This window comes from Rothia sp. HMSC061D12 (assembly GCF_001836735.1).
Lineage (GTDB): Bacteria > Actinomycetota > Actinomycetes > Actinomycetales > Micrococcaceae > Rothia.
Map to the genome: position 1 here is coordinate 370,832 of NZ_KV830305.1, position 25,139 is coordinate 395,970.

Below are 25,139 nucleotides of genomic sequence, written 5' to 3' on the forward strand. Positions count from 1 at the left end.
AAACACCCTATTATTCGGTATGATGGAAACGGTATATAAACCCACCTATCCAGGAGGAATTCCTATGGCTAAGGCACTGTCCGAACTGCTCGAAGAAGGCGTCGCAGGCCGCCACGTTCTCGTCCGTTCCGACCTGAACGTACCCCTGAAGGACGGCGTTGTCACCGACGACGGCCGCGTCCGCGCATCCCTGCCCGTCATTGAGAAGCTTGCCAAGGCTGGCGCACGCGTTATCGTGACCGCACACCTGGGCCGCCCCAAGGGCAAGGTCGACCCCCAGTACTCCATCGCACCGGCAGCTGCACGCCTGGCTGAGCTGGCATCCGTGCCCGTGAAGGTTGCAACCGACCTGGTAGGCGAGGACGCAAAGGCTAAGGCAGCAGCTCTGGCTGACGGCGAAGTTCTGGTCGTTGAGAACGTCCGCTACGATGCACGCGAGACCTCCAAGGACGACGCTGAGCGCGGCGAATTCGCTGACGAGCTGGTCGCACTGACCGGCGAGAACGGCGCATACGTGAACGACGCATTCGGTGCAGTTCACCGCAAGCACGCTTCCGTCTACGACGTTGCTAAGCGTCTGCCCGCATACCTGGGTGACCTGGTGAAGAAGGAAGTTGACGTTCTGGCTAAGACCCTGAACGACCCCGAGCGTCCCTTCGTTGTGGTCATGGGCGGCGCTAAGGTTTCCGATAAGCTCGCCGTGATTGACAACCTGATCGGTAAGGCTGACACCATCCTCATTGGTGGCGGCATGGGCTACACCTTCGCATACGCACAGGGCTACGAGGTTGGCCAGTCGCTGCTGGAGAAGGACCAGGTCGACAACGTTCTGCGTTACCTGAAGGAAGCTCCCGAGAAGGGCACCGAGATCATCACCGCAGTGGATGTTGTCTGGGCTGACGCATTCTCCGCTGACGCTAACACCGAGATTCGCCCGATTGAGGACCTGACCGGCGGCAAGCTGGGCGCAGAGGCTGAGGGCCTGGACATTGGTCCCAAGACTGCTGAGATTTTCGCTGAGAAGATCAAGGGCGCAAAGACCATCTTCTGGAACGGCCCCGTTGGCGTGTTCGAGATTGCTCCCTTCGCTGAGGGTACCCGCGCGGTGGCACAGGCTATCGTCGACTCTGACGCGTTCTCCATCATTGGTGGTGGCGACTCCGCATCTGCAGTCCGTAACCTGGGCTTCAAGGATGAGCAGTTCGGCCACATCTCCACCGGTGGTGGCGCTTCCCTCGAGTACATTGAGGGTAAGACCCTGCCCGGCCTGGAGGCACTGGGCGCCTAATCTGGGCGCGGCTCATCTGACTCTACGTACAGTAGCGCAGAGTTTTAGCGCATGAAACCCCTGTCGGGGCGGTATTTCGGTACCGTTCCGGCGGGGGTTTCTGCATGCCCGCTCATGCCCGAATAATCCTGCGCGGGCAGGGGTGGGGCTGTTTCCTGGCTATATGCTGTGGATTCCCTGGATTCGCCGCCTGTATCGGGGAGGCTGAGGAGTGGCTTTACTAGACTGGAAATGTAGAGGTTCCCGCCGCCTACGGGGCAACATCCATACGGTTGCCGCGGGGGAGCGCACGCACCTCTACAAACAAGCAAATACAGGCGGGCGAAGACGCCCAGCCGTGGAGCCCAGCTACCCGCGAGTAGCCCAGAACCACCTCGGCAGCTCGCAAACTCAGCAGCTCGTGTACTCAGTAGCTCATGAACATGGAATCCAGGGAGGGAAAGAATGCCCATAGACACTCAAGCGCTCTTTGACGAAAAAGACTACACCGGAACATACCCGTACGTTGCCGATGGCGTGATTGGGCCCTACACGCCCGCAAACCGGGATCACCCCGCCTACTCGGCGCCCGCCCCGGGCGTGAGGTACAGGCCGAGGCACTATGCGGCGAGGAACCTGCGCCCCTACCTGGGCTACTACTACGCCTGCCAAAACTACATGATTCTCGCCTCGGAACCGGCAGTTCTGAAGATTGACAATATCAGCGAAGAAATGTTCTTCCCCGCCATCCAGGACCTCTATGAAGAAGGTAAGGGCTGGGTCATTACCCCTAACCCCCAGATTCTGACCATGAACCTGCTGGAGGGGCAGCCGCGCCTCATCGATGAGACGCTAAAAATTGTGGAATGGAACGTGCGGTTCGATATCCTGCCCGAAGTTCGGGTGTACCGCAAAGACACGAACCAGGTGTACCCCATCACCGATTTTGATACGCGCGGCCTAATCCGTGACGGCGCAATCTACGGGACTCTACGCACGCAATTCACGAATGAGTGGAGGCCCGTCCAATTCATTCCAGAAAATAGCCTGAGCTAGGGGAGGGGAGAGAAGCATGACGAGTAACTTTGGCGGACCCGGATATAACCGACCTGGATATAACGAGCAACGTGCGTATATGAGGTCTGTGATCACTCGCGCCAAGTTTATACGAGCTGGCGTGTTCGCCGGTGCCGCCCTCGTCGCGGTAGCGTTTGGCTGGGGCGCTAAACTGCTCAACGGGACGGGCTCGGAGTCCCAGGCCGATAAGAAGCGTGACCAGGAATTTGTGCGCCTGGAACCCACGGAGAAGTACGATGCGCTCAACAGCATGGGGCCCTCCTCCGGGCCGCTCGTCTACACGGCGTTTGAGCGTAAGGGCCGCTTCATCCCTGCTACCGAGGCGCAGGCTGCGCAGAACGTGCCGTACCCTATTCAGCAGCCCGGAATGGATAACTACGACCGCGCTGGCCTGTACGCGTTCTTGGCGTACTACTTCGCGTCGATGAATTACTTCTACCACACGGGCGATACGGAGCCTCTTTCTAAGGTCACGGACCCGGAAAAGGTGCTGCACCCCGAAATTCTTCGCCTGTACAGGGAGAAGCGCGGATGGGTTATTTCGGCTGACAAGAACGTGCTGAGCGCCAACGTTGTTGATGATCTTATTGCGGGTGAGAAACCTAAAAATACGAGCCGAAATATCCTGGTGAGCACCCTGTACACGAATAAGGCTACGAACCTCGCGTTTTATGTTAAGGAGACGGGCGAGAAGCAGGATATTCACAAATATTTGAGGTACCTGGGGCGTTTCTCGCTGGCTGTGGAGCATCTGCGCGGGCAGTGGGTGATTGTGGCTGACCGCGACGGCTACAGCATCCGCAACACCTACGAGCCAATCTACCCGCAAGGATTCGGGCAGCTGTAGTGCTTTTCTAGGACCCCCGCCGGGCAGTACTTTCGGTACTGTACTGGTGGGGGTTTCTCGCTGGGCTTTTGAGATGGATGCTTCGTGAGCGGCTAGGTGGGGTGGAATCTGTCTTGCTGAGTTCGTGTGCAGAGTGTGCGTGTGTTACCTTGAAGGGTGTGTGATTCTCACTGTCACCGAGAGGGAACACACATGCAACGAGTGTGAGCGAGGAAGCTCGTTTACCGTCACATCAACTTCCGGAAGTAAATATATGGGTTACGTCCACGCTAATACTGAAGCTGTTCCTTTTGACTTTGAGAGTGCTGAGGCTCTCAAAACGCATTTGACGCATCTAACTCAGGTAATTGAGCATCAGCTCCCTGCCCGCTATGGCGCCGATGGTACTTGCGGTGCCGCTCAGCTCGCTTTGGAGGGGTTCACCGGTGGCTATGCACGAGTGTATAGAGCAAAGCTTGCTTCGTCATTTGCGCTGTTGCGAGAGTTTAAAGAATGCTTCAGCAATGCAGCTCGTAATATGGAGACTTACATTCGTGCTGCCCGCGAGGAAGAACGCATCCGCCGAGAGATTACTGAATGGGAGAAGCTCAACGAACGTAAGCAAAGAGCTCGTGATCGTAAGAGGTTTGAGTATGACCTTCATCAAGGCGGGTATAGTGTCGATGACCTCAATCTTGAGGTTCCCCCTCGTCCTATGCCTTCCCACCCTCCGCATTTTGAGGTCTACACACCCCGCCCTGTAGCAGATTCCCTTACCGGTGGTCAGGGAAGCGCTGTATCTTCGGGAGCCTCTCAGAGCACTCTTGGTCGTTTTGCGGAGGAAAACTCCTCCGCTCGGGGTACTCAGCGTGTGAATACCCGTGCTGCAATTGCCTCTGCTGGTTCCACGGTTTCCATCATTCCGCATAATGCATATCAGCATCGTCAGGTTAATCTTTCTATGAATGCTGAACTTGGTCAGGCGCAGCTTCGCGTTGCATCCACCTATGCTCAGTTTCGTTCAAATACTTCATGGGGAACTTTTAACGCCGACTCATTGATTGCTGCGTTGCACACCTGGATTGAGGATGTCGATGCAGATGTCCATTGGTTGGGTAAGCTTGCTCAAACGATGTTTGATGTCGCAAGTCGTGGTTACCTGGAAAAACCGGCTATTGAACATCACGAAGAACTTTCAGGACCTGGGGCAAAGGCTCAAATTAGCCTCGACATGAACCTTCTGAATGAGCTGATGCATGATGATATTCCCATGCATCACCTACTGCAGGTTCCTGGCGCGAGCATTACTGGTGTAAATATCTCATCTGGCTATGCAAATGACCCGGTTAACGTTGCAACCGGTAACTTCATTGAAAGTGAAGTTGATCTTCGCTCTCGCGTGAACTCGGTGCTACGTCTTGAGCGTACCTACAACAGTGTTCTCGCCGCCCTCCCGAATACCCCTCGTGGTGCTTTTGGTAAGGGCTGGTCAAGCATGTTGGACAGCCGACTTGAACAAAACTCCGACAGCATCTCATGGCACACTGCTGACGGTCGTGAACTCGTCTTTGAACGTGATGCTAACTCAGCTAGCGGGTATGCACGGACCCCCAACGCCCCCTACTGGCTGGAGAAGGTAACCGAGTCGGTTCTAGACGCGGCACCTACACATAATGTGGAATCAGCCTCTGCGCCCTTCGAAGAAAATACCGAAGGACAAGAGGCACTTTGGTGCGCCCTGTACTCTGCTGTGAATAAAGCGGTCAAGTCCGCCCATCATCTACTGCCAGCAACTATTAAAGTAACGGAATCGTCTGCACCCAGCTACTACTGGTCTGTTACTAACCATTTTGGTAGCCGTTATTTCTATGCTCCTTCGGGCGAATTGGTTGCTTTCATGGAGGGGCACCCCAGCTCAGCTGTAGTTGCTCTGTACAGCCGTGGTCCAAAGGCTAATGCTGATGAGGAGTTCGTAGCGCAGCGACCGAGCGCTTTAATTCAGCCTCTTAGCGCGCAGGGCATTATTGTCAGCTATGATGCACAGGATTTTGTATCTGGAGCATCTCTCGTCAACTTCGGTGGAGGCTCCTCTGAAGAACAATCATCAGGGCAGGCTGAAAGCCAGCTGAACGATGTGCTCTATATCTACAATTCTGCTGGTGTACTTTGTGAAGTTCAGCGACCTGATGGTACCCGCCATTATGAACAGACGGAGGATAACCTCATTCACCGTGTCTGGAACGAAACGGGGTATTGCGAGGTTGAGAATAGCTATGACGCTGACGGTCGCATCGTAGCCCAGAAGACCGAGCATGGTCGAAATATTAGCTACCGCTATGAGCACGGTCTAATGACCGTGATTGAAGATTCCGGAACCGGTGAGCACGCTAATATTTGGCGCTCAAATGAACACGGTCAGCTTGTTTCCCTCGTGGCTGGTGACGGAAGCCGCCAGTCCATGCGATACAACTCCTACGGTTACCGTACCTATATTTGCGAGCGTGACGGATCTGTGACTCATCGTAGCTACGATGAACGTGCTCGCCTTGTCTCGGAAAATACTCCAGAAGGTGCAGTCCACCGCTATACGTGGGATGAGTATGACCGTATGCTTGCCCACCGAATTATGAATAAGGATCGGCGTGCAGGCACTCTCACCGAAACACGCTATACCTACTCCCAGAACCCACTGGACCCTAACCCTCTGACTATTACCCGTAACGGAGACAATACAACTTATCTTGAATGGGACAACGCCGGTCACTGCACCGCCGTCACTGACGCATCAGGATTCAAACAGCACTTTACGTACAATGACCGTGGACAGCTTCTGAGCTCCACGGATTCTAGTGGTGCTCAAGCGCAGTATTCGTATGATGCTGCCGGCAACCTTTGCTCAGTAACTAATCCCCTCGGCGATACCCAGTATTTTGAGTGGGATGCGAGCGGGCGCCTCAGCACGGTGGTCGACGCGATGGGTGCTCGTTGGGGTTTGTCCTATGAAGAGGCAGCTCAGAATGCTACGCCGACCTCCGAGCAGCACTTGACAGCGCTGACCGACCCTGAAGGTAACATCACTACTTTTGAATACTCGGCTGGTCACCTAAGCACTGTGATTGACCCTATGGGTAATCGAACCAGTGTCGAACGCGACACTTGGGGCAACGTTATCTCCATGACTGATGCCGCAGGAGCTCAGACCCATTATGAATACGACGAACTCTCGCAGCTCGTCGCTATTGTTGACCCCTGTGGGGCTCGTACCGAGTATGAGTATTCTCTAACTGGCGACCTGAGCCGCATTGTGGACGCTACTGGTGTAGCTTTGAGTATTACCCACTCGCGCTCTCACGGTGAGTACTCGATGCGAGTTGAGGGCGCACCCGGTAACTATGCCGTTGTAACTGATGCCCTGGGACGAGTTGTTTCTGCGTCAAATTCTCTGATGACTATGGTGCCGGGTCTGGGTCCCGCTGGCTCCTTGCACTCTGATTCTTCTCTTGCGGGGCTTGCTTTTGCTTCAGCAGGTAAGCAGCTTTCTGAGCGTCCTGCGGGTCCTTGGGCGTCGTGGAGCTTGGTGCAGCCGGAACTTCGTGTTCCCACTGTTTTGGGTTCCCTCAATAACGTATCGCGAGTCGACAGTACCCTTCCTGCTACTCATCTTCCGTCTGTTATTACGATGTATGAGAACCGTCAAGATATGGCGGCTCTCTTTGGGGTGCCCGTTCCTAAGTTGAATATTCCGGATGCCTCTATCCTTCTCAGCTCTTCCTCTGATAGTTTTGCACAGGCTGGGTATAACGCTCAGAGCCAGGTTGCTCAGATTATCTCTGCAAATGGAGCGGTAGTTAGCTTCGAGTATGATTCTCAGGGGCGCATGAATCGTAGCGTTAGCGCAGCTGGTCGAGAGACCATCTTTGAATATGATGCTGCAGGTCGTTGTATCAGTCAGAAGGTTCTCAAGAAGACGAGTGAGCTCGACACTGACGAAGGTTACCTGGAAACTATCTTTACCTATGATGCTGCAGGTCGCCTGTTGGCGAAGACCATTCGGGATTCTGCAGATGCTTCAGCAACCCCGTCGCGTCTTGTGCAGTACACCTACGATGCTGCTGGCCGACGCATTAAAGAAGATACGGGGGAGAAGGTTACCTGCTACAGCTATACTTCACGGGGACTTATTGCGCGTATTGAAGATAGCGTTGAAGGTACTCGTTCTTTCTCATACGATGCGGCAGGTCGCCTTGTTAACGTTGAAGACGCTTTGGGCGGCACCTCCCGCTGTGAGTATGATGCCCTCGCACGTCCTCTGCACTGGATTACGCCTGCGGGTATCGTAACGAGCTATGAATGGGACGCGGCAGGACGCCTTCTGCGTGAAGAACGCTCGGCTACAAGTTTTACGGTTGAAAGTGCGGCAGACTCTCTCGTACGTACTTTCTCCTACGATGCTGCAGGCCGTCTTCTGACGATGAATGACGGCGAACGTATCCGTTCGTTTGAGTACGATTACGCTCGTGGTGGTGTACTCCGCTCAGTCATGGTTGATGGTGAAGTTCAGGGAACTTTTGAATATTCCTTGATGAGTGGACGTGGTTCGCTGCAGGGCACGTTGAAGGTTTCGGTCAATGATGCAAAGGCAGAGCACATCTATGAGTACTCTGCATCTGGCAGGTTGCTGAGCCGTACTCGCGTACCCCATGGTGATATGAGCATGAAGCGCATCTCAAGTACGGTGTCTATTGCTGATCACACCACGGGTGTTCTTCGCGCCCCAGACGCGAACCAGCGTACTCTGCATGCCTTGCAAGCGTTTAAGCAGCGTGGTGAGTACACGCTGAACTATACCTACGATGCAGATGGTGTTCTGGTAACGAGTAGCAACCCGTACGGTTCAGTCCGCTGGATGCGTGACGGTGCGGGTCGAGTGCGCCACGCCCAGTCCAAGGACGTCTTTGCTCGTACCAGGGAGATGGAATTTACCCATGCTCCGTGTGGTGCCCTGACTTCGGCGCGTACAGATGACACTCACGCCGTGTGGGAACTTGATCCTGTTCAGAATGTTCCCGTGGGCTACAAGGTAGAGCGTACCGGTACCCGTGAGTTGGGAACTGGGACTGCACCTGTCAGTACGTTTGCTGCTCATGTGGAACGTGACGCTTCTTCTCGTGTTGCTGTCTGCACGCTTGACGATGCAGAAAATAAGTCTGCGGTGCGCACTATGAAGTATCGTTATGATGCTTCTGGTGCTCTTATCTCTGTATCTGATGGTATTCAGGAACGAACCTGGACCTACGAAAACGGCATGATGGTCGCTGAGGCATTGTATAAGCGCAATTGTGAGCAGGGAGATAACGCCCTGCTGCTGGAACGCGCCTTCAGCCACAATTCAATTGGTCTAGTCAGTGCTGTTTCTGAGGTGCAGTATGGCGCTGATGGAACCGTTCAAGAGCGTTCTCGAACTGAGTATTTCTATAACGTTGCCGGCGAGCGCGTTCGTGAGGTGACAACGGACGAGCTGACTGGGCAGCGCCGTGAGCGTGCCCTTGGCTGGGATGCCATGGGGCAGGTGAACGCTATCCGCCAGGGTGATGAAGAATGGTCACTGCACCATGACATGACTGGTGAGCTTGCCTCTGTGAATGCAAGCGCCACGGTTGATGTCCCCGGCGCGTCTATGCCTTTGGTGTGGGATGCTGTCTCATCAGCGCCTATGGTATTGGGTGTAGGCGGAATGAGTGCTGGTTCTGCGCTGGAGAATATGTCTTCTGCGGAGGAACTAGGCTATGGCTTGGGCTGGTCTATGTCCTCTAACCCGTGGGAAAGCGACGTAGTTACTGTTCCTACCGTTCCTGGTCTTAGCATGGTTAGCGTTGGTCCGGCAGCTTCTTCTATCAATGTTGCTGGTCTTGATTTCATGGGTTTCCGTGTGGCTGATGCTAGCGTGCGCCGTTTCGTGTCCACTGACGCTTTGAGCTCGGTGCCGGGTATTGTACACGGTGCGGACGTGAATTCGTTTGTGGGCTGGAATCCTATTTCTCTGGCTGACCCGTGGGGTTTGCGCCCGATGTCGGTGAGGGAATTTAGAGATTACCAGGTTCAGGAAACAGAAAATAATAATTTTTATACTGCTTTAGGTCTTACTGCTGCTGACGTAGCACTTTTTTATATCCCGTTGTTTATTTTAACGAAAATCACTTATGCATATTATGCAGCCTTTGATCCCGAGAAGGGTAGGGATACTCTGAAGCCGAAGATTGAGGATTTGAATGTTCAGCGACAGCATGGGCATAGCGGGGATATTCCGTCTGTTCCTCCGCAGAATATTCATCAAGTGGCGCAACGCATGAATTCAGTTAATGAAAATCAGTATGTTAAGGATATGGAAAAGTCTGAAGGTAATGCTGGTTATTCCTCGATTCAGATTGATGTTTATAAAAATGAAATTACGGGAGAGAAAGTTGCATATGTTTATATTCCGGGAACAGATTTTGAAAATAAACAAGGTGAGCTTGGATCTGCTGGAAATAATCTTGGATTGGCTGGAAATTCCTCTAATAAGTCAATTGATGATTTGTCACCCTACCACCGAATGGTGGAGAAAGCGATGTCTGACGCCAAATTAGATGGTGTAAATCGTGTTGTCATGGTTGGTCATTCTCAAGGTGGTGCTGTGGCGTATTCACTTGCTAATAATAAGGAATTTAATAATAAATATAAGGTATCTAATGTTGTTACCTATGGTGCGCCGACAGCAAATCTTGAACGTCAACAAGAAGACTTGAAAAACCACTTTAATTATGTTGCAGTGGTGAACTATGCGGATCCTGTCCCCAGCATGACGCCATTTCGAGGTGGTGACCCCGCAAACCGCGTACATATTGTAGAAAGTGACAAAGCTGATGCGGGTATGGACTCTCATGGTATGAATATTTATGTCGATGCTACCCAACGGTACGTTGGTAGCGGCTACGGTGATGATGAAGGTGTGGATATTGACCCCCAGATGTATAGCTCACAGCAAGAAGCTGAAGGAAAGGATGAGGGAACCGGAATGTACACAGGAAGAAATACGTCCAAGAGTACGCCTGCTGGTCGAGCATTGCGAGAATATAACAGGTAATCATTTTAAGTATTTCTCGTTTAATAATTTTATTATTGAACTATTTTAGTTTTAGGATTATGGATTTGTTTGGTTTATTTTAAGGAGGCGTAAATATGGTTGAGAAGATAACTAAGCCGTTTTACGACGATAAGGATTATCGGCGTGAATATAAATTGCGGGAGACTGATTTGATCGGGATTTACACCCCGGCAGACCAACGGCACCCTGCATATTCTGCGCCGCCACCGGATTACACAAATGCATTCAGTCGAGACATGACATCGCAATATTTGAAATATCATTGCGAGTATTACTTCGCATGCCAAAACTATATGCTCTTGGCATCCGATTCGCGTCGCCTCGAATATGCAATGACCGCCCAAGAAATGTTCTTCCCCGCCATCCAAGATATCTTTGACGACGGAAAAGGCTGGGTTATTACCCCAGACCAGCAGATCTTGACCATGCATATCCTTGAGGCGCAGCCGCGCATCCATAACGAAGAACAAAAAATCTTCGACTGGAACGTCAAATTCGATATCCTTCCGGAAGCAAAAGTCTTCCGAAAAGACACCGGGCAGCTACAGCCCATCACCGAATTCGACACGCGCGGGCTCCTCCGCGACGGAGCAATCCACGGCACCCTGCGCTCCCGTTTCCTCGACCCCGGATGGGACATCCACTTCATTCCCGAAAAGGAGGCCTAACAATGGATCCCCAACGCAAGGAACCGGAGAAGAGCGCCCAGCAGAATTCCTCCCCGGAAGCCCAGCCGGTATCTTCTGGTCAGCTACTCGCTCATCAGCAGGAGCCACGAAAGCCCCGTTTTTCTCGTCGTGCCCTCGCTGTAGCAGGCGTGGGCACCCTCGGCGCTCTCATCGTCGGTCGACAGACCGGTATCCTCGCCACCAACGAGGAAAAGCAAGAAGTACGCCTTTTCAAACGAGACAAGGTACTGGCTTCCCTCGAGCCGACTGAGAAATATCAGAATCTTGCTGAGCAAGGTGATTCATCCGGTCTGCTTGTCTACACCGCCTACGAGCGCAACGGCAGGTACATGCCTGCAACCGAAGAGCATGCAGCCCAGAACGTGCCCTACCCCGTTCTGCAGCCGGGAATGAATGAATATAACCGCGGTGGTTTCTATATTTTTCAGGCGTACTTTTACGCAGCCCTGAACTATTTCTACTACACCGGAGATACCAAACCGCTCTCCGAAGTGATCAACCCCGAAGAGATCATTTCACCCGAGATTCTTCGGCTGTATCGGGAAAACCGCGGTTGGCTTATCGCTAACCAGGACGTGTACCGAGTGCAGGTTACCACCGCCGGCATCAATGACCGCAGCAAGAATGGGCGCCAGGTATTGAGGTACCAAGCAAGGCGACGTATTCGTGATGAGGCTGTCTTCTACGTATCCGAAACGGGGGAGAAGCTACCCATCGATAAGTTCTTGAAGACCGGTGAGGAAGAGTACGCGTTCCTCTGCGCGGAGCACCTGCGCGGCCGCTGGGTGCTCGTGGAAGACGATAAGGACGCCACGCCGCTATACCCTCCGGGATTCTCCCTCGAAGGGCTAGAGGTGTAAGAACCTATCTTCCCGGTAGCCGCACGACATCACCAATAACCACACCACACCAACCACCCAAGGAGACATATGGAACAGACGCCCCAGAACCCCGGAGCACCTGCACAGAACAGCGCCGTGCAGGGTGGCCCCTTGCCGGAGAATACTGCGCAGAGCAATGCTGTACAGGAAAATACCGTGCAGAACAATGCCGCAGAAAGCACCACGGTAGAAGCTACTGCAGCACCTACCGCAACCGCCCTCCAGAGCCCCGAACATGACCCCGCCGTAGATGGTGCCGAATCCGCGGCTCCCAGCGAAGCAGTAGCAACCCAGAACGCACCCGCAGAGCCCAAGCGTATGGGTCTGTATGCACTCGTCTGTATCCCGGGTGCGGTTCCGCTAGGAGTATCTATCGGCGGGATACCTCTAATGTGGCTGTACCTGACGTATACGACAGGTCCTAATGCAACCCGGCTGATTATCATGAGCATCGTCATCTGGGCGTGCGTTGCGTTCGCCTACTGTGCACTCGTCGCCTGGATTACCGAAGCAATCGCCACTCGCAAGCTACCCTGGGCACAGTCTCTCGGCAAATGCGCACGAGCGATGGCACTCGATACAATCATCATCACCATTATCTTTTTTTGTCTGACTGCATCTCTCATGGGTAGCCGCTACTAACGCACCGCAGACAAACACCACCGGCAGAATACCGGCAGGGTAGAGCCCCCTAAGCTCCGCCCTGCCGGTACTTCGTATCCGGGGTTCCGCGCAATCAGCGAACGCGGGGTGAGAATAGTCAACGTGAAGCATAAAACCGCGCCGAACCGGTGAAAATATGCCGCCAACCCTCTAAAATAGAAAAGGAAAATTCCGAACAACAACCCCGCACGGCATACCGTACGGGAAAGCTAAGGAGCGAACTATGTCGCGTAAGCCCCTCATCGCAGGCAACTGGAAGATGAACCTCAACCACGCAGAGGCAGTCACCCTCGTCCAGAAGCTCGCATGGACCCTCGACGACGCAAACTTCAACTTCTCCGCAACTGAAGTAGCCGTCTTCCCGCCCTTCACCGACATCCGCTCCGTGCAGACCCTCGTCGAAGGCGACAAGCTGGACATCCTCTACGGCGGCCAGGACCTCTCCGTCCACGACTCCGGCGCATACACCGGCGAAATCTCCGGCGCATTCCTCTCCAAGCTCGGCGCGACCTTCGTGCTCGTCGGCCACTCCGAGCGCCGCACCTACCACCACGAAAGCGACGAGCTGTGCGCAGCAAAGGTCCAGGCAGCATACAAGCACGGCCTGACCACCGTCCTCTGCGTCGGTGAGCCCCTCGAAATCCGCGAAGCAGGCACCCACGTCGAGTACACCCTCGAGCAGCTGCACGGCTCCATCGCAGGTCTGACCGCAGAGCAGGCAGAAACCCTCGTCATCGCATACGAGCCCGTCTGGGCAATCGGCACCGGCAAGGTCGCAACCGCAGACGACGCACAGGAAATGTCTGCAGCAATCCGCGCAGAAATCGCTAAGCTCTACTCCGCAGACGTTGCAGAGAAGGTTCGCGTTCTCTACGGCGGCTCCGTCAAGTCCTCCTCCGCACCCTCCATCATGGGTAAGGAAGACGTGGACGGCGTGCTCGTCGGCGGCGCATCCCTGCAGGCTGAAGAGTTCGCAGCAATCGCACGCTTCGACGCATAAAACCCCGACGCAGCATAGCGTCTCGTAGCGTTACAGCGCCCGGCGGGTACCCACCCGACCGGGCGCTGAACCATTTAACCGCTGGTGGGGAGGGGCGGGGGATAAGAGCAGGGCATAGGAGGTGGGTGTAAGGGGCGTGCGTAAGAGCCGTCCGCGTTCGCCCCTAACCGCAAAACCCACCCAGAACACGCCGACCCTGCGGTTTGCCCCGTACACTTAACGGCATGTTCAGCTTTGGATTCTCCCTGGTCATCGCAGCCCTCGTCGGCATGATCCTCTACAGCTACCTGCGCAACCGCAAAGTGAGTGCCCCGCGCCTACCCGGCAACGACGGCGGCAACATCGGCTACGCGGGCGGCGCAGAATACCAGGAACCCTCGCCCGAATACCAGTACTTCGAGAGCCGCCGAGAAGCATTCCTCGACCAGCTCTACAGCCGCACCTCCTCACCGGAAATCCCCGTGACCCTCACCCTGCGCGACTGGGTAGACCAGGGCTTCTACGCTGAAGGAGGCGCCTACTGGGCTGCCGCACAGCAGTTCACCTACTACCTCATCGACGGCGGGTACGTGCGCGCCTACGACACCGAAGGTGACGAACTCACCGCCCAGCGTGTGCTCACCGACCGCCCCGCCGCACTGCAGCTGACCCCCAGCGAATACCAGCGCCGCAGCAACCGCGCCGCGTAAAAAGCCGCTTCAACGTGACCGAATGGCGGCGGTAGCGTATAGTTAAACCCGTCTGTCTGCGCCCCGCAGACCGGACACCCCACCAGAAGACAACGAAGGAAGGTCCCCATGGACGTCATCATGAACGTACTCATGGTCATCATCGCCATCACCAGCGTGATCGCAGTGATGCTTGTGCTGCTCAACCGCGGTCAGGGCGGCGGCCTCTCCGACATGTTCGGCGGCGGTATGACCAACTCCCTGAACTCCTCCGGTATGGCGTCCAAGAACCTGATCCGCCTGACCGTGACCGTGATCGTCATCTGGGTTATCGCAGTGGTCCTGTACGGCCTGGCAATGCGCTTCAACGGCCAGATCGTCGTCTAGTCGCCTCTCGCCAGAGCCCACGCCCACCCCATTGAGGGTGAGCCAATAGAGCTTCTCCCCGGCACTTCTCAACCGAGAATGCCGGGGATTTTTTATGCACCAAACGGCAATGACGAAAGCGGTAGCGGGGCGCGAATCTTTACGGCATGATAGGACGTATACACCACATACGAAAGGCAAAGAAGCCATGAGCGCCTACACCCTCGACTACACGTACACCGCCCCGTCAGCCCTCATCGACGGCACCGACTCCCGCGCGCTCAGCCTCGCCACCAGCGGCGGCAGCACCCCCGAAGGTGCCGCCTCCCACCCGTACTTCTTCTCCGGGTTCCTCGAACGAGCAGACGTCTACGCCACCGCGCTACTGGTCGTCGCCCGGGTCGCCCGCACCCGCTTCTACGTGCCGCCCAGCTCCCTCGCCGGAGCCCTACGTGCCGCAGACCCCGTCGTCACCAGCACCGCCGAAGGCCTACGCTTCGAATCGTTCAGCGCCTGCTGCGGAGTGTACGCGCGCCTCGACGTTGACTCCAGCGCACTCGACGCCAGCCACAGTGCCGTAGGCGTCACCAACGTAGACGTCAACCCGCCCCTGCGCGCCGCGCTCGCCTCCCTCAGGGCAGGGGAGCCCATTCACCTGAATGTCGGTGACGACGGGCTGCTCACCACCACCCTTGACGGCTCCGTCATGGAAGAAAAAGTTCCGCTGCCCATCCGTTGGCTCAAGGGCTTTGCAGAAACGCAGATGCTCTCATCCCGCATGAGCCCCGTGCACAGCCTGGACGCTGCCGCCGCCCGCACCTTCATCCACTCCCTGCCGCGTAACTCCAGCACCAAGGCGGTCCTGTGGGCGACCCGCGCGGTGCGTTCCCTGCGGCTTGCCACCCGTGCCACCGCCGGATCTGTATGCGTGGCGGGCCCCGAGCGTCTGCGCGTGCTTGAGCCGCTCATCCGCCACATTCAGCGCCTGGACGCGTACAGTGAGCCCGTGACCGCCGGTAACGCGCCCGTGCCCAGCGTGTGGGTGGCGCACCTGCCCGGCGCGCGCCTGAGCATTGGTCTGAGCCCCGAAAAGTCACGCGGATTCTCCGGTGAGGGATCCGTGCTGCAGGCACTGTCTAACCCGAACACCGCCCAGAACGCTGACATGCTTAGCGTGCTGCTTTCCTTCGAGCCGCGCATTGATGTGCCCGTCATGTCTGCCCGCGCAGGCCTGGACGAGGCGGCAACCCGCGACGCCCTCGCCCTGCTGGCTTCCTCCGGTCAGGTTGGTTTTGACGCGCACGCTGGCGAGTATTTCCACCGCCCGCTGCCTGTGCATCCGGAGGCGCTGACCGCCATGCACCCGCGCCTGGTCGGCGCGAAAAAGCTTGCCGACTCCGGCGCTATTGAGCGGGTCGGTGAGGGGGAACACGGCACCGGCGAGTACAGTGTGCGCAGCGGCGCGAACACGTACACCGTGGTGCTGCCCGCCGACCCGTACGCCGTGGAGGGGTACCTCTGCTCCTGCCCCTGGTGGTTGAAGTACCGCGGTACGCGAGGCCCCTGCAAGCACGCGCTGGCGGTCAGCATTCTCTACCGCGAACACGCCGCCGGCTAGGGTAAACGCCCCGACACACCACGCACCGTACTAAAAGACGACGCCCCAAAAGCTCCCCTCAGCTTCCTTCCGAAAGACCACCATGAGCAAACGCCCCGAAACGCATACCTTCCCCGAAGGTGTTATCACCGAGCCGCTCCCCGGCGAAGTCATTTACCCGCTCACCAGGCAGCAGAAAACCTGGAGCGACATCATGCACTTCAACCGCAATCTCGCCAACATCTTGGCGGTCGGCGGTACCTTCGAACAGATTTACCGCCGCTGGCAGTACTTCGACATTGTCACCACCCCATACGGCTCCCAGCTCGGTAAAAACACGCCCGGAACCGTCACCCAGGACCGCGTCAAAGCCTACGCAGAGTTCGGCTGGTTCACCGGAGGCGTTGCCATGCGCCTAGCTGAGCTCTACGGTGGGGCGTGCCTCGAACACAACGAGGAATACTACACTGCCCTCATCAACTGCGACCGTGAGCTGATCCTCCCGTTGCTGCGCGAGGACGAACAGCTCCGCGAAGAACTCATCTGGGGCATGCTCGCCGTCGAAGGTAACCGGGACGTATCCCTCACCCAGCGTGACTCTTACAAGCCCGGGCAGAAGGTCAACAACCCCGGCTGGTCCTGCGCCCTCATCGAAGCCAGCGAAACCGGGCTGATTAGCCGTGACCGCCTGATTGATGCGCTCCTGAGCTCCCTCATGAGTGACTTCCCGGCGTACCGGGTCGGCTGGTTCTCGCGACTGGTCACCGGGCTCAAACTCACCGCCGAAGAAATTGCGGCACGTCAGAGCGAATTTCTGACGCTGTTCTCCTCGCCCATCGGCCCGAGCGTGACCCTCGGCGTGCAGCATATTCACCGCCTCTGGAGCAAAAACCCGCAGGCGCTGGATGCTACCGCCTTCGCCTACGCGGCACCCGCCGTATGCGCCGGTACCAAAGCAAACGCACTCAAAGTCCTGACCATGCTCCAGGCGCTGTACCGGGCGGGCACCCTTGACGTTGCCGCCTGCGAAGACGCGGTAGTCATGGCGCTCAGCCACACCCACGCGCAGGTTCAAGCCGCCGCCCTCAACCACCTCGAAGAATGGGTGCAGGCGGGCGCTGCAGACAACGCGAGCGCCGAGACTATCGTGTTCGCCGAGCGTGCCCGCGAACTCTACCGCGACTACCGTTCCCAACTGGATCCGCTGGTTGTGGCGCAGATTCAGGAAAAGGGCTCGCCGCTGCTTGAAGATGGGTACAGCCCGGAGAATAGCCAGGGGAGCGGTACCGAAAGCACCGCCCTCACTGAAGCCGCTGATATTGAGGCCGCCGCCGCGGAGGCGCTCGCCGCCTCCCGCACCGCAATCCACCGGTACTGGGACACCCCCGTGCGCCCCGTTACCGCATCCGACGTGCAAGAACGCGCCCGTGCGCTCCTGCACCACCAGGTCGCGCCCTGCGCCACCCCCGACACTCTCAGCGAAGCAGACCAGCCCGAAACGCACGCCGGATGCGAGCTGGAACTGGAACTACTCACCGCCTACCTGCTCAGCGCCGACGGCACCGCGCAGAGCCCCAAACTGCTCGAACAGCTGGTTCCTATCTGCCTGAAAAAGCTGAACCACTGGGGTTTGGAATGGTTCGACATGCGCGCGCACTTGACGGTTCTTGCCGCCGCCGGGAAGCTGCGTGAGCGCCCGAAGGCATCGGAGATGACCCCGAAGGAAGACCCCGGTACGGTACCGAACCTGCACACCATGTACTCCCGCCACGCCGCGTTCTTCAGCACCGGATTCAAGGACGCCCTCGGCGTGCTGCAGAGCAGGCAGAGCTACACCCCGCTCGCCACCCCTGAACTGTTCGGCGGGTGGGTGCATCCGGATACCCTGGTGCGTCGGTACGCCAAGAACCTGGCTGATGGAGCCACTATCCTGCGCCATGATTTCACGGCGGCGCTACTGCGTGTGCGCGTGCCGGAGGTGCTGCCTCCATACGCTACCGACGAGCAGCGGCAGGACGCACAGCGCCGCCGTGCTGAGGCGCTGACCCTGCTTGAAAGCCTCGAAGAGCAATACGTGAAGAACGCTCAGGAGGACGCTCCGCGCTCTGCTCCTACCCAGATTCGTGTGCTCCGCTCCGCCCTCGATGGCACCCTCGCCACCGGGCGCGTTAACCCCTACCTGGAATCCATCACGGTAGCCCAGCGGGAGAAAAGCTGGGGCCTTCAGCTGAACGGGGTGGCGCACGGCGCTTCCACCCCCGAGCTGAACGCTTTCCGCGGTCTCGCCACCGCCCACCACGACGAAGAAGGACAGTACGCCCTGCTCTACCCCTCGCGGGCAGAACCGCTGGCTTTCTACTGCGCTAGCAGCAACTGGTACATCTTGGATCACAGCGCCTTCGACCGGAGCCTGTATTTGGCGTTGGCGGCGCACCCCGGCGTGTGGGGTCCCGCCTGCGCGTTCGTGTTTGCCGCGGGCTTCTCGGAGCAGCGCGTTGAGATTCGTTCCCTCGCCGTGGAAATCATGCACCGCGTGCTGGACGACCAGCTCAGCCTTGAGGACGCCACGGCAGGCTTCGTGAACTTTGTGCCGCTGGCGATGCTGAACCGTTGGGCGCTTGCCCTGACCGACTTTGCCCAGCTGGATGCGCGGGCGGCGGTGCGCTTCTTCGCACGCCTCATACCGCACCTGGATACCGGGGCGAACTCGCTCGGTAAGCTGCTGGGCGCCTTCAGCCAGGCGTTGGCGACTCTCGACCCTGCTACCCGTGCGGAGCTTGTGGATGAGCCGCTGCGTGCTTGGTTGGGTACGCTGACCGGTTCTTCGCAGAAGGCGCGGTACGCCCGGAATATCCTCAACCAGGTGCAGGGCTAACCGCTCAACCGGCCCCCGCTCGACACTTCCGTTTAAATCTTCACGACCATTCACCATCAACTCTGAAAGCAGGTACCGATGACTGATACCGCCCAGCCGCATAACCCTAACGAGCGCAACGCAGGGGAGCGCACCCTCGAAGAGCGCCGCGCCGCCCTCAAAGCCCTCATAGCGGCAGAATCAACTGACGTGCAGGAATACCACGCCGTCATTACCGGTGCGACCGAGGAGGAACGCGCCTCCCTCGCCCGAACCCTCACCCCCAGGAGCGTCATCGGTAGCGACCACATTAACCGCACCCCGCTCGCCGCCTACGTTGCCGGGGCGCTCGTACGCACCCCCGACGGTGACCCCTGGGAATACCACCGTTCCGCCGGTCGCGCCATGCGCACCCTGCTCTGGGAGGGGCGCCCGGATCAGCAGCTGATTGACGCGTTCCTGCTCGGCGCCACCGAACGCCCCGACGAGTGGATTCTGCGTTTCATTGAGGGCCTGCCGAACTCTTGGGCGCGCTCGAAGAAGATCTGGGAAACCTGCTACACGCTGCTTCGTGCCCGTAACCTGAGCTGCGATGCCCCCGAATACCTGGTCCTTTTCCTGCACGAAGCCCTGCCCTGCGTGAAGAAGGGCAGCGCCAGTAATCACGCCCAGCTCAAGACCTTCTTCACCCGCGACATGACCCTGCTCGACCAGGAATTTTGGGCGGTCTTCCGCACCGAAGGGGTGCTCTTCAAGGGCTACGGCAACTACATGGGCGAAAGCGCGGAACTCTGCCGCCTCATGGGCGAATACTTCGATATCCGCGACGAGATTATGGACGCCCTGCTACGCGGTCTGACCAGCGATTTCAGCGCCTTCAACTCGGCTGCGTTCCACTCCGTCTACACCGACCTGCAGCCCACCGACGCAGAAAACCGGGCACGCTTCGGGCAGCTCATGGCTGTCCTCACCGCGGAACCCAGCGCCTCCGTCGGATTCGCCCAGACCATGCTGCAGAACGTGCTCAAAGCCTGCACACCCGCCGCCCTACAGAAGACGCCCGACCTGCAGCCCCTTGAACAGGTCGACCTGGAACAGCTCATCGACGCACTCGGCGCGAACCTCTACCGCACCGAAAAGAAGATTCAGCGCGGCGCCCTGCGCCTGCTCAAGCTCATTGCCACCCAGTACGCCGGTGTGAGCAAAGCCAAGCGCAAGAAGGCGCAAACCGCCGAGCAGGTGGCGCTCGCCAACTATGTTGCTGACCGTGTTCTTGAAGCCTACGAGGTGCTACCCCTGGAGTTGCGCGGCGCTGCGGAAGCTTGCCTGCCCGAAGACCGCCTACCCCAGCCTGAAGAGGCGGAGGCGGCGGGCGCCTCCGTAGAGGTACCGCCGGTGCTGTTGCCCGGCACCCCGCATCATGAGCCGTTCACCCCGATTACGGACGTGGAAGAGTTCTGCACTCTGCTGATCGAGGAATCGAACGCCCATCTCGGTCAAATCGTGGGGGCCGAACTCCCCGTTGCGAGGGGAGAGAACCTGGTTCGTCTTTACCACTTTGCGGCGACCGACAAGCTGGCACCGGCGGATCAGCAGCAACTTCGTACCCTGCTCAAGATTGCCAGCGAATATTACTACAACAACGTTACGTGTATGCCTGCCCTCTGCGCCGTGTTGGATACTAACGCCGAGGCCATGGGATGCAAGTCCTGGGAGCTACCCGAGCTGACGCCGCTCCTGCAGTATTCCGACCGTAGTGAGATGGTTGCACGAGCTCGCCCGAGTAACGCGCTCCTGAGCAAGGAAGAGATGATACGTCTGACTATTCAGAATAAACACCATCTCTGGAATGCTGACTACAAGCCGTTGAAGGGTTACCGTGACCTCTATGAGATCTTCCGCGAGCAGATGCGTGCCGTCGCCGCCGGGGGAGAGTACCGCACGGACGGACGCACGGTGCGTCTGCTGAGCGCACCACTACCCGCCCGTCAGCTTACCTACAGTGACTGGACTTATCGCACTGTTTCTGGCCTGGATATGCCCTGGAGCGGCCTCAACCGTGGTCTCGACAATGATCGAGTCTGGGACTACCAGGAGGCCAGCAGGTCGGGTCGTCTTCGCGAGGCCGGCTTCGAAAACTTTAACGTTGAGGAATTCGTGAAGTACCAGCCCATGTGGCAGGTCAAGGGCGACATTGCGGATACCGTGGATGAGGCGCGCGAGGCGCTGAGCCGCGCAACCGCTGGCATGAGCCCCGAGGAGGCTATCGCCTACGAAGCTCTTAACACCGCGTTCATTCCCTTCGTATATTTGCTGAATCTCGATAGCGTCGATGGGTGGCGGGGCGACTATATTATCGTGCTCACCGAGTGGTCCTCCTGGCTGCTTCAGAACAACCCGGACCTGCTCTCGGCATACTTCCTGTTCGCCGCTTCGCAGTGCGTTGAGGAGAAGACCGTCACCCCCGTCCCCGTGCTGATGCGCGCGCTGAGGGAGTCCACCGTGCAGGTGGGCGCCCCGACCTGCACCCTGCTCGGCTATGTGGCGAGCGCGAAGAATCCTGAGTACCGTCTGGCGGCGGCAGAAGCCATTGCGGCACTCTTTGAGGTGGGCCTGCTGGATGCATCCACCTTCGCGGAGACCCTGAAGTGGGCTCTGGAGGACGGGATAGTCCTTGCGAACCGCCTGGTGGCGACCCTGCGTGAGGTGTCGGCTATTAGTCCGCTGGCGGGTTGGCGTGTGCTGCAGGTTCTGCGCCTGCTGTTGCCGATGGTCGGTGAGCTGACGAAGGGCGGCGACTATGTGCGCCTGGCGGTGGAGCTTGCCGAACTGTACGGCACGCCGGTTGAGATTCCCGCGGTCCTGGAGCCGAAGATGAAGGGCTCTACCGTGCTGGCGAAAGCACTGCGCGCCCTGGCCGCGGTGACCCCGCGCGTGACTGAGGAGGCGCTTGCCGCCCGCGAGGCCGCGCTCGCCCTGCTCGGGGAGTCCTAGCCCGAAAAATCTACCTGCCGGTGAGGCTACTTGCCCCTTAGCTAGAGCCTCACCGGCGGGTGGAAAACCCCCGAGCATGCTTCGGTGACGAAACGGCTTGACCACCGTCGCGGGGCGGGAGTACTCTATAGGTAATGGCGGATCATGAAGAGTCCTACTTTCTGAAATATCTTTTTCTTATATTTGTCGGATTCTTCGCTTCCCGCCATTTTTCTTTTAACCGCCGTTCCCACCACGATGACGGGGCGCAGATGACTGGCGAGCCCCGCACGGAATGACGTAACTGCCTGTTGCCCCGCGAATACGCACCCCCGCAGGTCACCGATGACCAAACGCAACGACAACCCGCGCCCACGCCGCTACGATAAGAACATAAACACACCACCGACGATGACAGTCGGGTGAGACCAACGGAAAGGACGACCCGTGACCACTCCCTACGACGCATCCCCCTACCTGCAGGAATCACCCTACCTCAACGAATCCGCATACCTTCACGGCGAAGCGCCCGAGGGCCTCAGCCCCCTCGTGCGCCTCATCCTGATGCGCCGCTACGGCGTGTACGTCTTCACCGACCAGTACGGCCCCTACTACCGCTCGAACTACTCGAGCATTAATGAGCGGCACCAGGCCGGCGTATTCGACACCGACCTGGGGCGAGTGTCCGCCCTGAGCAATTGCGGCCTGACCCTCAGCGAGGAATCTCTCGCCCAGGCGCTGAACGCCAGCGCCAACGAATTTGCCCTGTTCGCAACCATCTGGTCCTACGAATACGGGTACCGTCCCGGCCGCGTGTTCCGCCGCGACTTTGATCTGCGCGCCCTGACGCTCACCGAGGAGCAGCGCTACACCGAGCAGATCATGCACTACCTCTCCAACCCGTACTACAACCCGGACGGCACCGAGCGCATCGTTGGCGGCCTGCCCGAGAACTACGTGCCCTACGAGTGGCAGCAGCCGATGAGCCGCACCAACCTCATCGGTATGGAACGCAACCGCCGCCCCCTGCAGATGGTCAGCGGCGTGCAGAACGCCCTGATTATGGCGGGCGCACTCTACCAGCAGCTGCTCGGTCAGCAGCAGGCGTACAACCAGACCGACCAGCGCGACCTCGTGGCGCTGCGCCGTTTCCTCGCCCAGCATGACGTGCTGCCGGCTGCCCGACCGGAGAACACCAGCCGCGAAAACCGCGTGTTCGTCGCCGCCTGCCTGCACCCCGAAGACGCTGAGCACCTGCGCACCATGAAGGAGGCGCTCGCCCTCGCCGCCGCCTACTCGCGTCTGCGTTTCAACGGCACGGTGGGCGACCTGAGCCTGAGCCGCGCCCCGCGCCTGAAGCTGCGCCGCAGCGAACGCACCCGCATCGCGCACCTGCTCAACCGCATCATTGATGCTGACCCGGTCGGTGCCCGCTACGACAGCGCGCCCGCTGCTGAAATGTACAAGCGCCTCGTCAAGGCGATTCACCCCGGAGACTACCCGTCGCTGACCGCGCTGAGCCGCTGGGCTGACGACCTGTACCGCGGTGAGGTGTACAGCTTCGAGTCGCTGGTGGACCGCGCCTACGCCACCCGGGATGCGCAGAACGTGGCTCGTCTGCTCTCCACCCGCCCCGGCGTGTTCGCACGCCAGCTGGTGCGTGCCCTGGATGCTTTTGAGGCGCCGCGCTACGGCATCGACACCGCCCCAAGCCCCGGCCAGCAGGTCATCTTTGACGCGTTCGCCGCCGTGGCGCCGCGCGTGTCCGCACCCATCCTGGTGCAGATTCGTAACCTGGTGACCCTGCAGCGTAACGCGCTCGCGAACCCGCCGAAGGAGCGCCCCGCCAACCCGGTTGCGGTGCAGGAGGACCGGGAGCTCGCTGATTATGCGCGCCGCAACCCGGAGGGCGTCGCCAGGGTTCAGAACATTATGCAGAACGCGGGCATCCCGAACCCGCTGGGTTCGTTCTTTGGCGCTAATTCCGGTCCGGAGAACCCGCTGCCTTCTATTCCGGTCGGTTCCGAACCTGCCGCGAGCCAGCGCGAGGAGCGCCGCGCGGCGTCCGCTCAGAAGACTCAGCCTGCCGCCCCGCAGCGCATGAACCTATCCAAGACCGGTATCGCCACCATGATTCCGGCGCGCGAGTACAGTCCGGCGGTGCTGGACCTGCTGGAGCGCCTGGTCGAGATTGGCCTGTCCGGCCGTCTTGCCGAGACCAGCATCTACCTGCCCGAGCAGGTGGGTGATACGATCATGCCGCTGAACACCCGCAGCGCCCGCCCCTCCCTGGACGGTATGGGCCGCTACAACACCTCCACGGTGCACCTGCCGCCCACCGGCGTGATTCGCCTCTTCTGCTTCTGGGATGAGGGCGTGGACATTGACCTGTCGCTGATGATGTTCGACGCCGAAGGCAACTACATGGACAAGATCAGCTACTGGTCGCAGACCGTGAAAAACAGCCAGGGCGCAATTTACGCGCACCACTCCGGCGACATTACGGACGGTACCGGCGGTGCCTGGGAGTACATCGATATTGAGGCTCGCAAGGCGCTCAAGGCGGAGGTGTGCTACCTCGTGCCGGTGGTGCAGCTGTACTCCGGTTTCGGGGAGGCACACACCCTGGCCGCGGTGAACGACTTGCAGGCGGGCTTCATGGTGGTTCCCGCCGTGGGTGTGGGCGAGGTGCACGAGGTGAGCCAGGTGCACACCAAGTTCACCTTGCGCGCTGAGAGCCGCGGCGTGCTGCCGTTCATCGTGGACCTGCAGAACCGCGACCCGTACGACATTCCTGATGAGACTGACGCTATCGTGAAGGTGACGGATATCGGTCTTGCCCACGGTATTAACGTGTTGCAGTCTGGCGCGAACATCACCGCCGTGCGTGAGCACTTTGACTGGGCGCAGCCCATGACGGTGCGCGAGTACCTGCAGCTGACCGGCGCGAAGCTCGCCCCGACCGCAGAGGAGGCGCAGGAGGTGCTGGAGGCGACGGTCCCTTCGCTGGCGGCGCTGTACGTGGGCTTCGAGGCAGACGAATCTTCTGATGAGCAAGAACCGTAGAATCCTGCCGCCTCTGAGAAGTAAACGGGCATAGCAAAGGGTGGAGCCCCGGATAGCAACTATCCGGG

General features: G+C 58.5%; 14 protein-coding genes. All 14 read left to right on the forward strand.

Going from position 1 to position 25,139, the window contains the following annotated elements:
• Nucleotides 1-64: 64 nt before the first annotated feature.
• The 14 genes from pgk (at nucleotide 65) to HMPREF2682_RS01485 (ending at nucleotide 25,071) form a co-directional block, all read left to right on the forward strand.
• Nucleotides 65-1,288 (forward strand): phosphoglycerate kinase, encoded by a 1,224-nt coding sequence (gene pgk / locus HMPREF2682_RS01410; RefSeq protein WP_070830725.1) that lies wholly within the window; start codon nucleotides 65-67, stop codon nucleotides 1,286-1,288.
• Between the two features lie 444 nt (nucleotides 1,289-1,732).
• Complete coding sequence (locus HMPREF2682_RS01415) at nucleotides 1,733-2,323, forward strand: DUF6318 family protein (protein ID WP_070830727.1); 591 nt, start codon at nucleotides 1,733-1,735, stop codon at nucleotides 2,321-2,323.
• A 79-nt stretch (nucleotides 2,324-2,402) separates the two neighbouring features.
• Nucleotides 2,403-3,191, forward strand: a complete 789-nt coding sequence (locus HMPREF2682_RS01420; protein WP_246827233.1) for a DUF6318 family protein — start codon at nucleotides 2,403-2,405, stop codon at nucleotides 3,189-3,191.
• A 253-nt stretch (nucleotides 3,192-3,444) separates the two neighbouring features.
• The gene (locus HMPREF2682_RS01435; protein WP_083321744.1) at nucleotides 3,445-10,293 is read left to right on the forward strand and encodes a DUF6531 domain-containing protein; all 6,849 of its coding nucleotides are present in this window, start codon (nucleotides 3,445-3,447) and stop codon (nucleotides 10,291-10,293) included.
• A 95-nt stretch (nucleotides 10,294-10,388) separates the two neighbouring features.
• Nucleotides 10,389-10,982: a DUF6318 family protein gene (locus HMPREF2682_RS01440; protein WP_070830737.1), complete on the forward strand. Its 594-nt coding sequence runs from the start codon at nucleotides 10,389-10,391 to the stop codon at nucleotides 10,980-10,982.
• Between the two features lie 2 nt (nucleotides 10,983-10,984).
• The gene (locus HMPREF2682_RS01445; RefSeq protein WP_070830739.1) at nucleotides 10,985-11,863 is read left to right on the forward strand and encodes a DUF6318 family protein; all 879 of its coding nucleotides are present in this window, start codon (nucleotides 10,985-10,987) and stop codon (nucleotides 11,861-11,863) included.
• 69 nt (nucleotides 11,864-11,932) lie between these two features.
• Nucleotides 11,933-12,526, forward strand: coding sequence for a histidyl-tRNA synthetase (locus tag HMPREF2682_RS01450; protein ID WP_070830741.1), 594 nt, complete (start codon nucleotides 11,933-11,935; stop codon nucleotides 12,524-12,526).
• Nucleotides 12,527-12,770: 244 nt separating this feature from the next.
• Nucleotides 12,771-13,547: a triose-phosphate isomerase gene (gene tpiA, locus HMPREF2682_RS01455; protein WP_070830743.1), complete on the forward strand. Its 777-nt coding sequence runs from the start codon at nucleotides 12,771-12,773 to the stop codon at nucleotides 13,545-13,547.
• Nucleotides 13,548-13,771: 224 nt separating this feature from the next.
• On the forward strand, nucleotides 13,772-14,236 hold the full coding sequence (locus tag HMPREF2682_RS01460; protein ID WP_044143857.1) for a hypothetical protein: 465 nt from the start codon (nucleotides 13,772-13,774) through the stop codon (nucleotides 14,234-14,236).
• A gap of 108 nt (nucleotides 14,237-14,344) precedes the next feature.
• Nucleotides 14,345-14,602 carry a preprotein translocase subunit SecG gene (secG, locus tag HMPREF2682_RS01465; protein ID WP_005506130.1) on the forward strand — a complete coding sequence of 86 codons (258 nt, stop codon included), beginning with the start codon at nucleotides 14,345-14,347 and terminating at the stop codon, nucleotides 14,600-14,602.
• Between the two features lie 187 nt (nucleotides 14,603-14,789).
• The gene (locus HMPREF2682_RS01470; protein WP_070830745.1) at nucleotides 14,790-16,199 is read left to right on the forward strand and encodes an SWIM zinc finger family protein; all 1,410 of its coding nucleotides are present in this window, start codon (nucleotides 14,790-14,792) and stop codon (nucleotides 16,197-16,199) included.
• 82 nt (nucleotides 16,200-16,281) lie between these two features.
• Nucleotides 16,282-19,053 carry a DUF6493 family protein gene (locus HMPREF2682_RS01475; protein WP_070830747.1) on the forward strand — a complete coding sequence of 924 codons (2,772 nt, stop codon included), beginning with the start codon at nucleotides 16,282-16,284 and terminating at the stop codon, nucleotides 19,051-19,053.
• A gap of 78 nt (nucleotides 19,054-19,131) precedes the next feature.
• Nucleotides 19,132-22,026, forward strand: coding sequence for an endonuclease (locus HMPREF2682_RS01480; protein WP_070830749.1), 2,895 nt, complete (start codon nucleotides 19,132-19,134; stop codon nucleotides 22,024-22,026).
• A gap of 426 nt (nucleotides 22,027-22,452) precedes the next feature.
• A complete protein-coding gene (locus HMPREF2682_RS01485; RefSeq protein ID WP_070830751.1) occupies nucleotides 22,453-25,071 on the forward strand; it encodes a TerD family protein in 2,619 nt (872 codons plus the stop codon).
• Nucleotides 25,072-25,139 lie beyond the last annotated feature (68 nt).

Bases quoted from the DNA above. Each gene is read 5' to 3' on its own strand.
- pgk (WP_070830725.1), top strand. From the start codon at position 65: ATGGCTAAGGCACTGTCCGAACTGCTCGAAGAAGGCGTCGCAGGCCGC.
- HMPREF2682_RS01415 (WP_070830727.1), top strand. From the start codon at position 1,733: ATGCCCATAGACACTCAAGCGCTCTTTGACGAAAAAGACTACACCGGA.
- HMPREF2682_RS01420 (WP_246827233.1), top strand. From the start codon at position 2,403: ATGAGGTCTGTGATCACTCGCGCCAAGTTTATACGAGCTGGCGTGTTC.
- HMPREF2682_RS01435 (WP_083321744.1), top strand. From the start codon at position 3,445: ATGGGTTACGTCCACGCTAATACTGAAGCTGTTCCTTTTGACTTTGAG.
- HMPREF2682_RS01440 (WP_070830737.1), top strand. From the start codon at position 10,389: ATGGTTGAGAAGATAACTAAGCCGTTTTACGACGATAAGGATTATCGG.
- HMPREF2682_RS01445 (WP_070830739.1), top strand. From the start codon at position 10,985: ATGGATCCCCAACGCAAGGAACCGGAGAAGAGCGCCCAGCAGAATTCC.
- HMPREF2682_RS01450 (WP_070830741.1), top strand. From the start codon at position 11,933: ATGGAACAGACGCCCCAGAACCCCGGAGCACCTGCACAGAACAGCGCC.
- tpiA (WP_070830743.1), top strand. From the start codon at position 12,771: ATGTCGCGTAAGCCCCTCATCGCAGGCAACTGGAAGATGAACCTCAAC.
- HMPREF2682_RS01460 (WP_044143857.1), top strand. From the start codon at position 13,772: ATGTTCAGCTTTGGATTCTCCCTGGTCATCGCAGCCCTCGTCGGCATG.
- secG (WP_005506130.1), top strand. From the start codon at position 14,345: ATGGACGTCATCATGAACGTACTCATGGTCATCATCGCCATCACCAGC.
- HMPREF2682_RS01470 (WP_070830745.1), top strand. From the start codon at position 14,790: ATGAGCGCCTACACCCTCGACTACACGTACACCGCCCCGTCAGCCCTC.
- HMPREF2682_RS01475 (WP_070830747.1), top strand. From the start codon at position 16,282: ATGAGCAAACGCCCCGAAACGCATACCTTCCCCGAAGGTGTTATCACC.
- HMPREF2682_RS01480 (WP_070830749.1), top strand. From the start codon at position 19,132: ATGACTGATACCGCCCAGCCGCATAACCCTAACGAGCGCAACGCAGGG.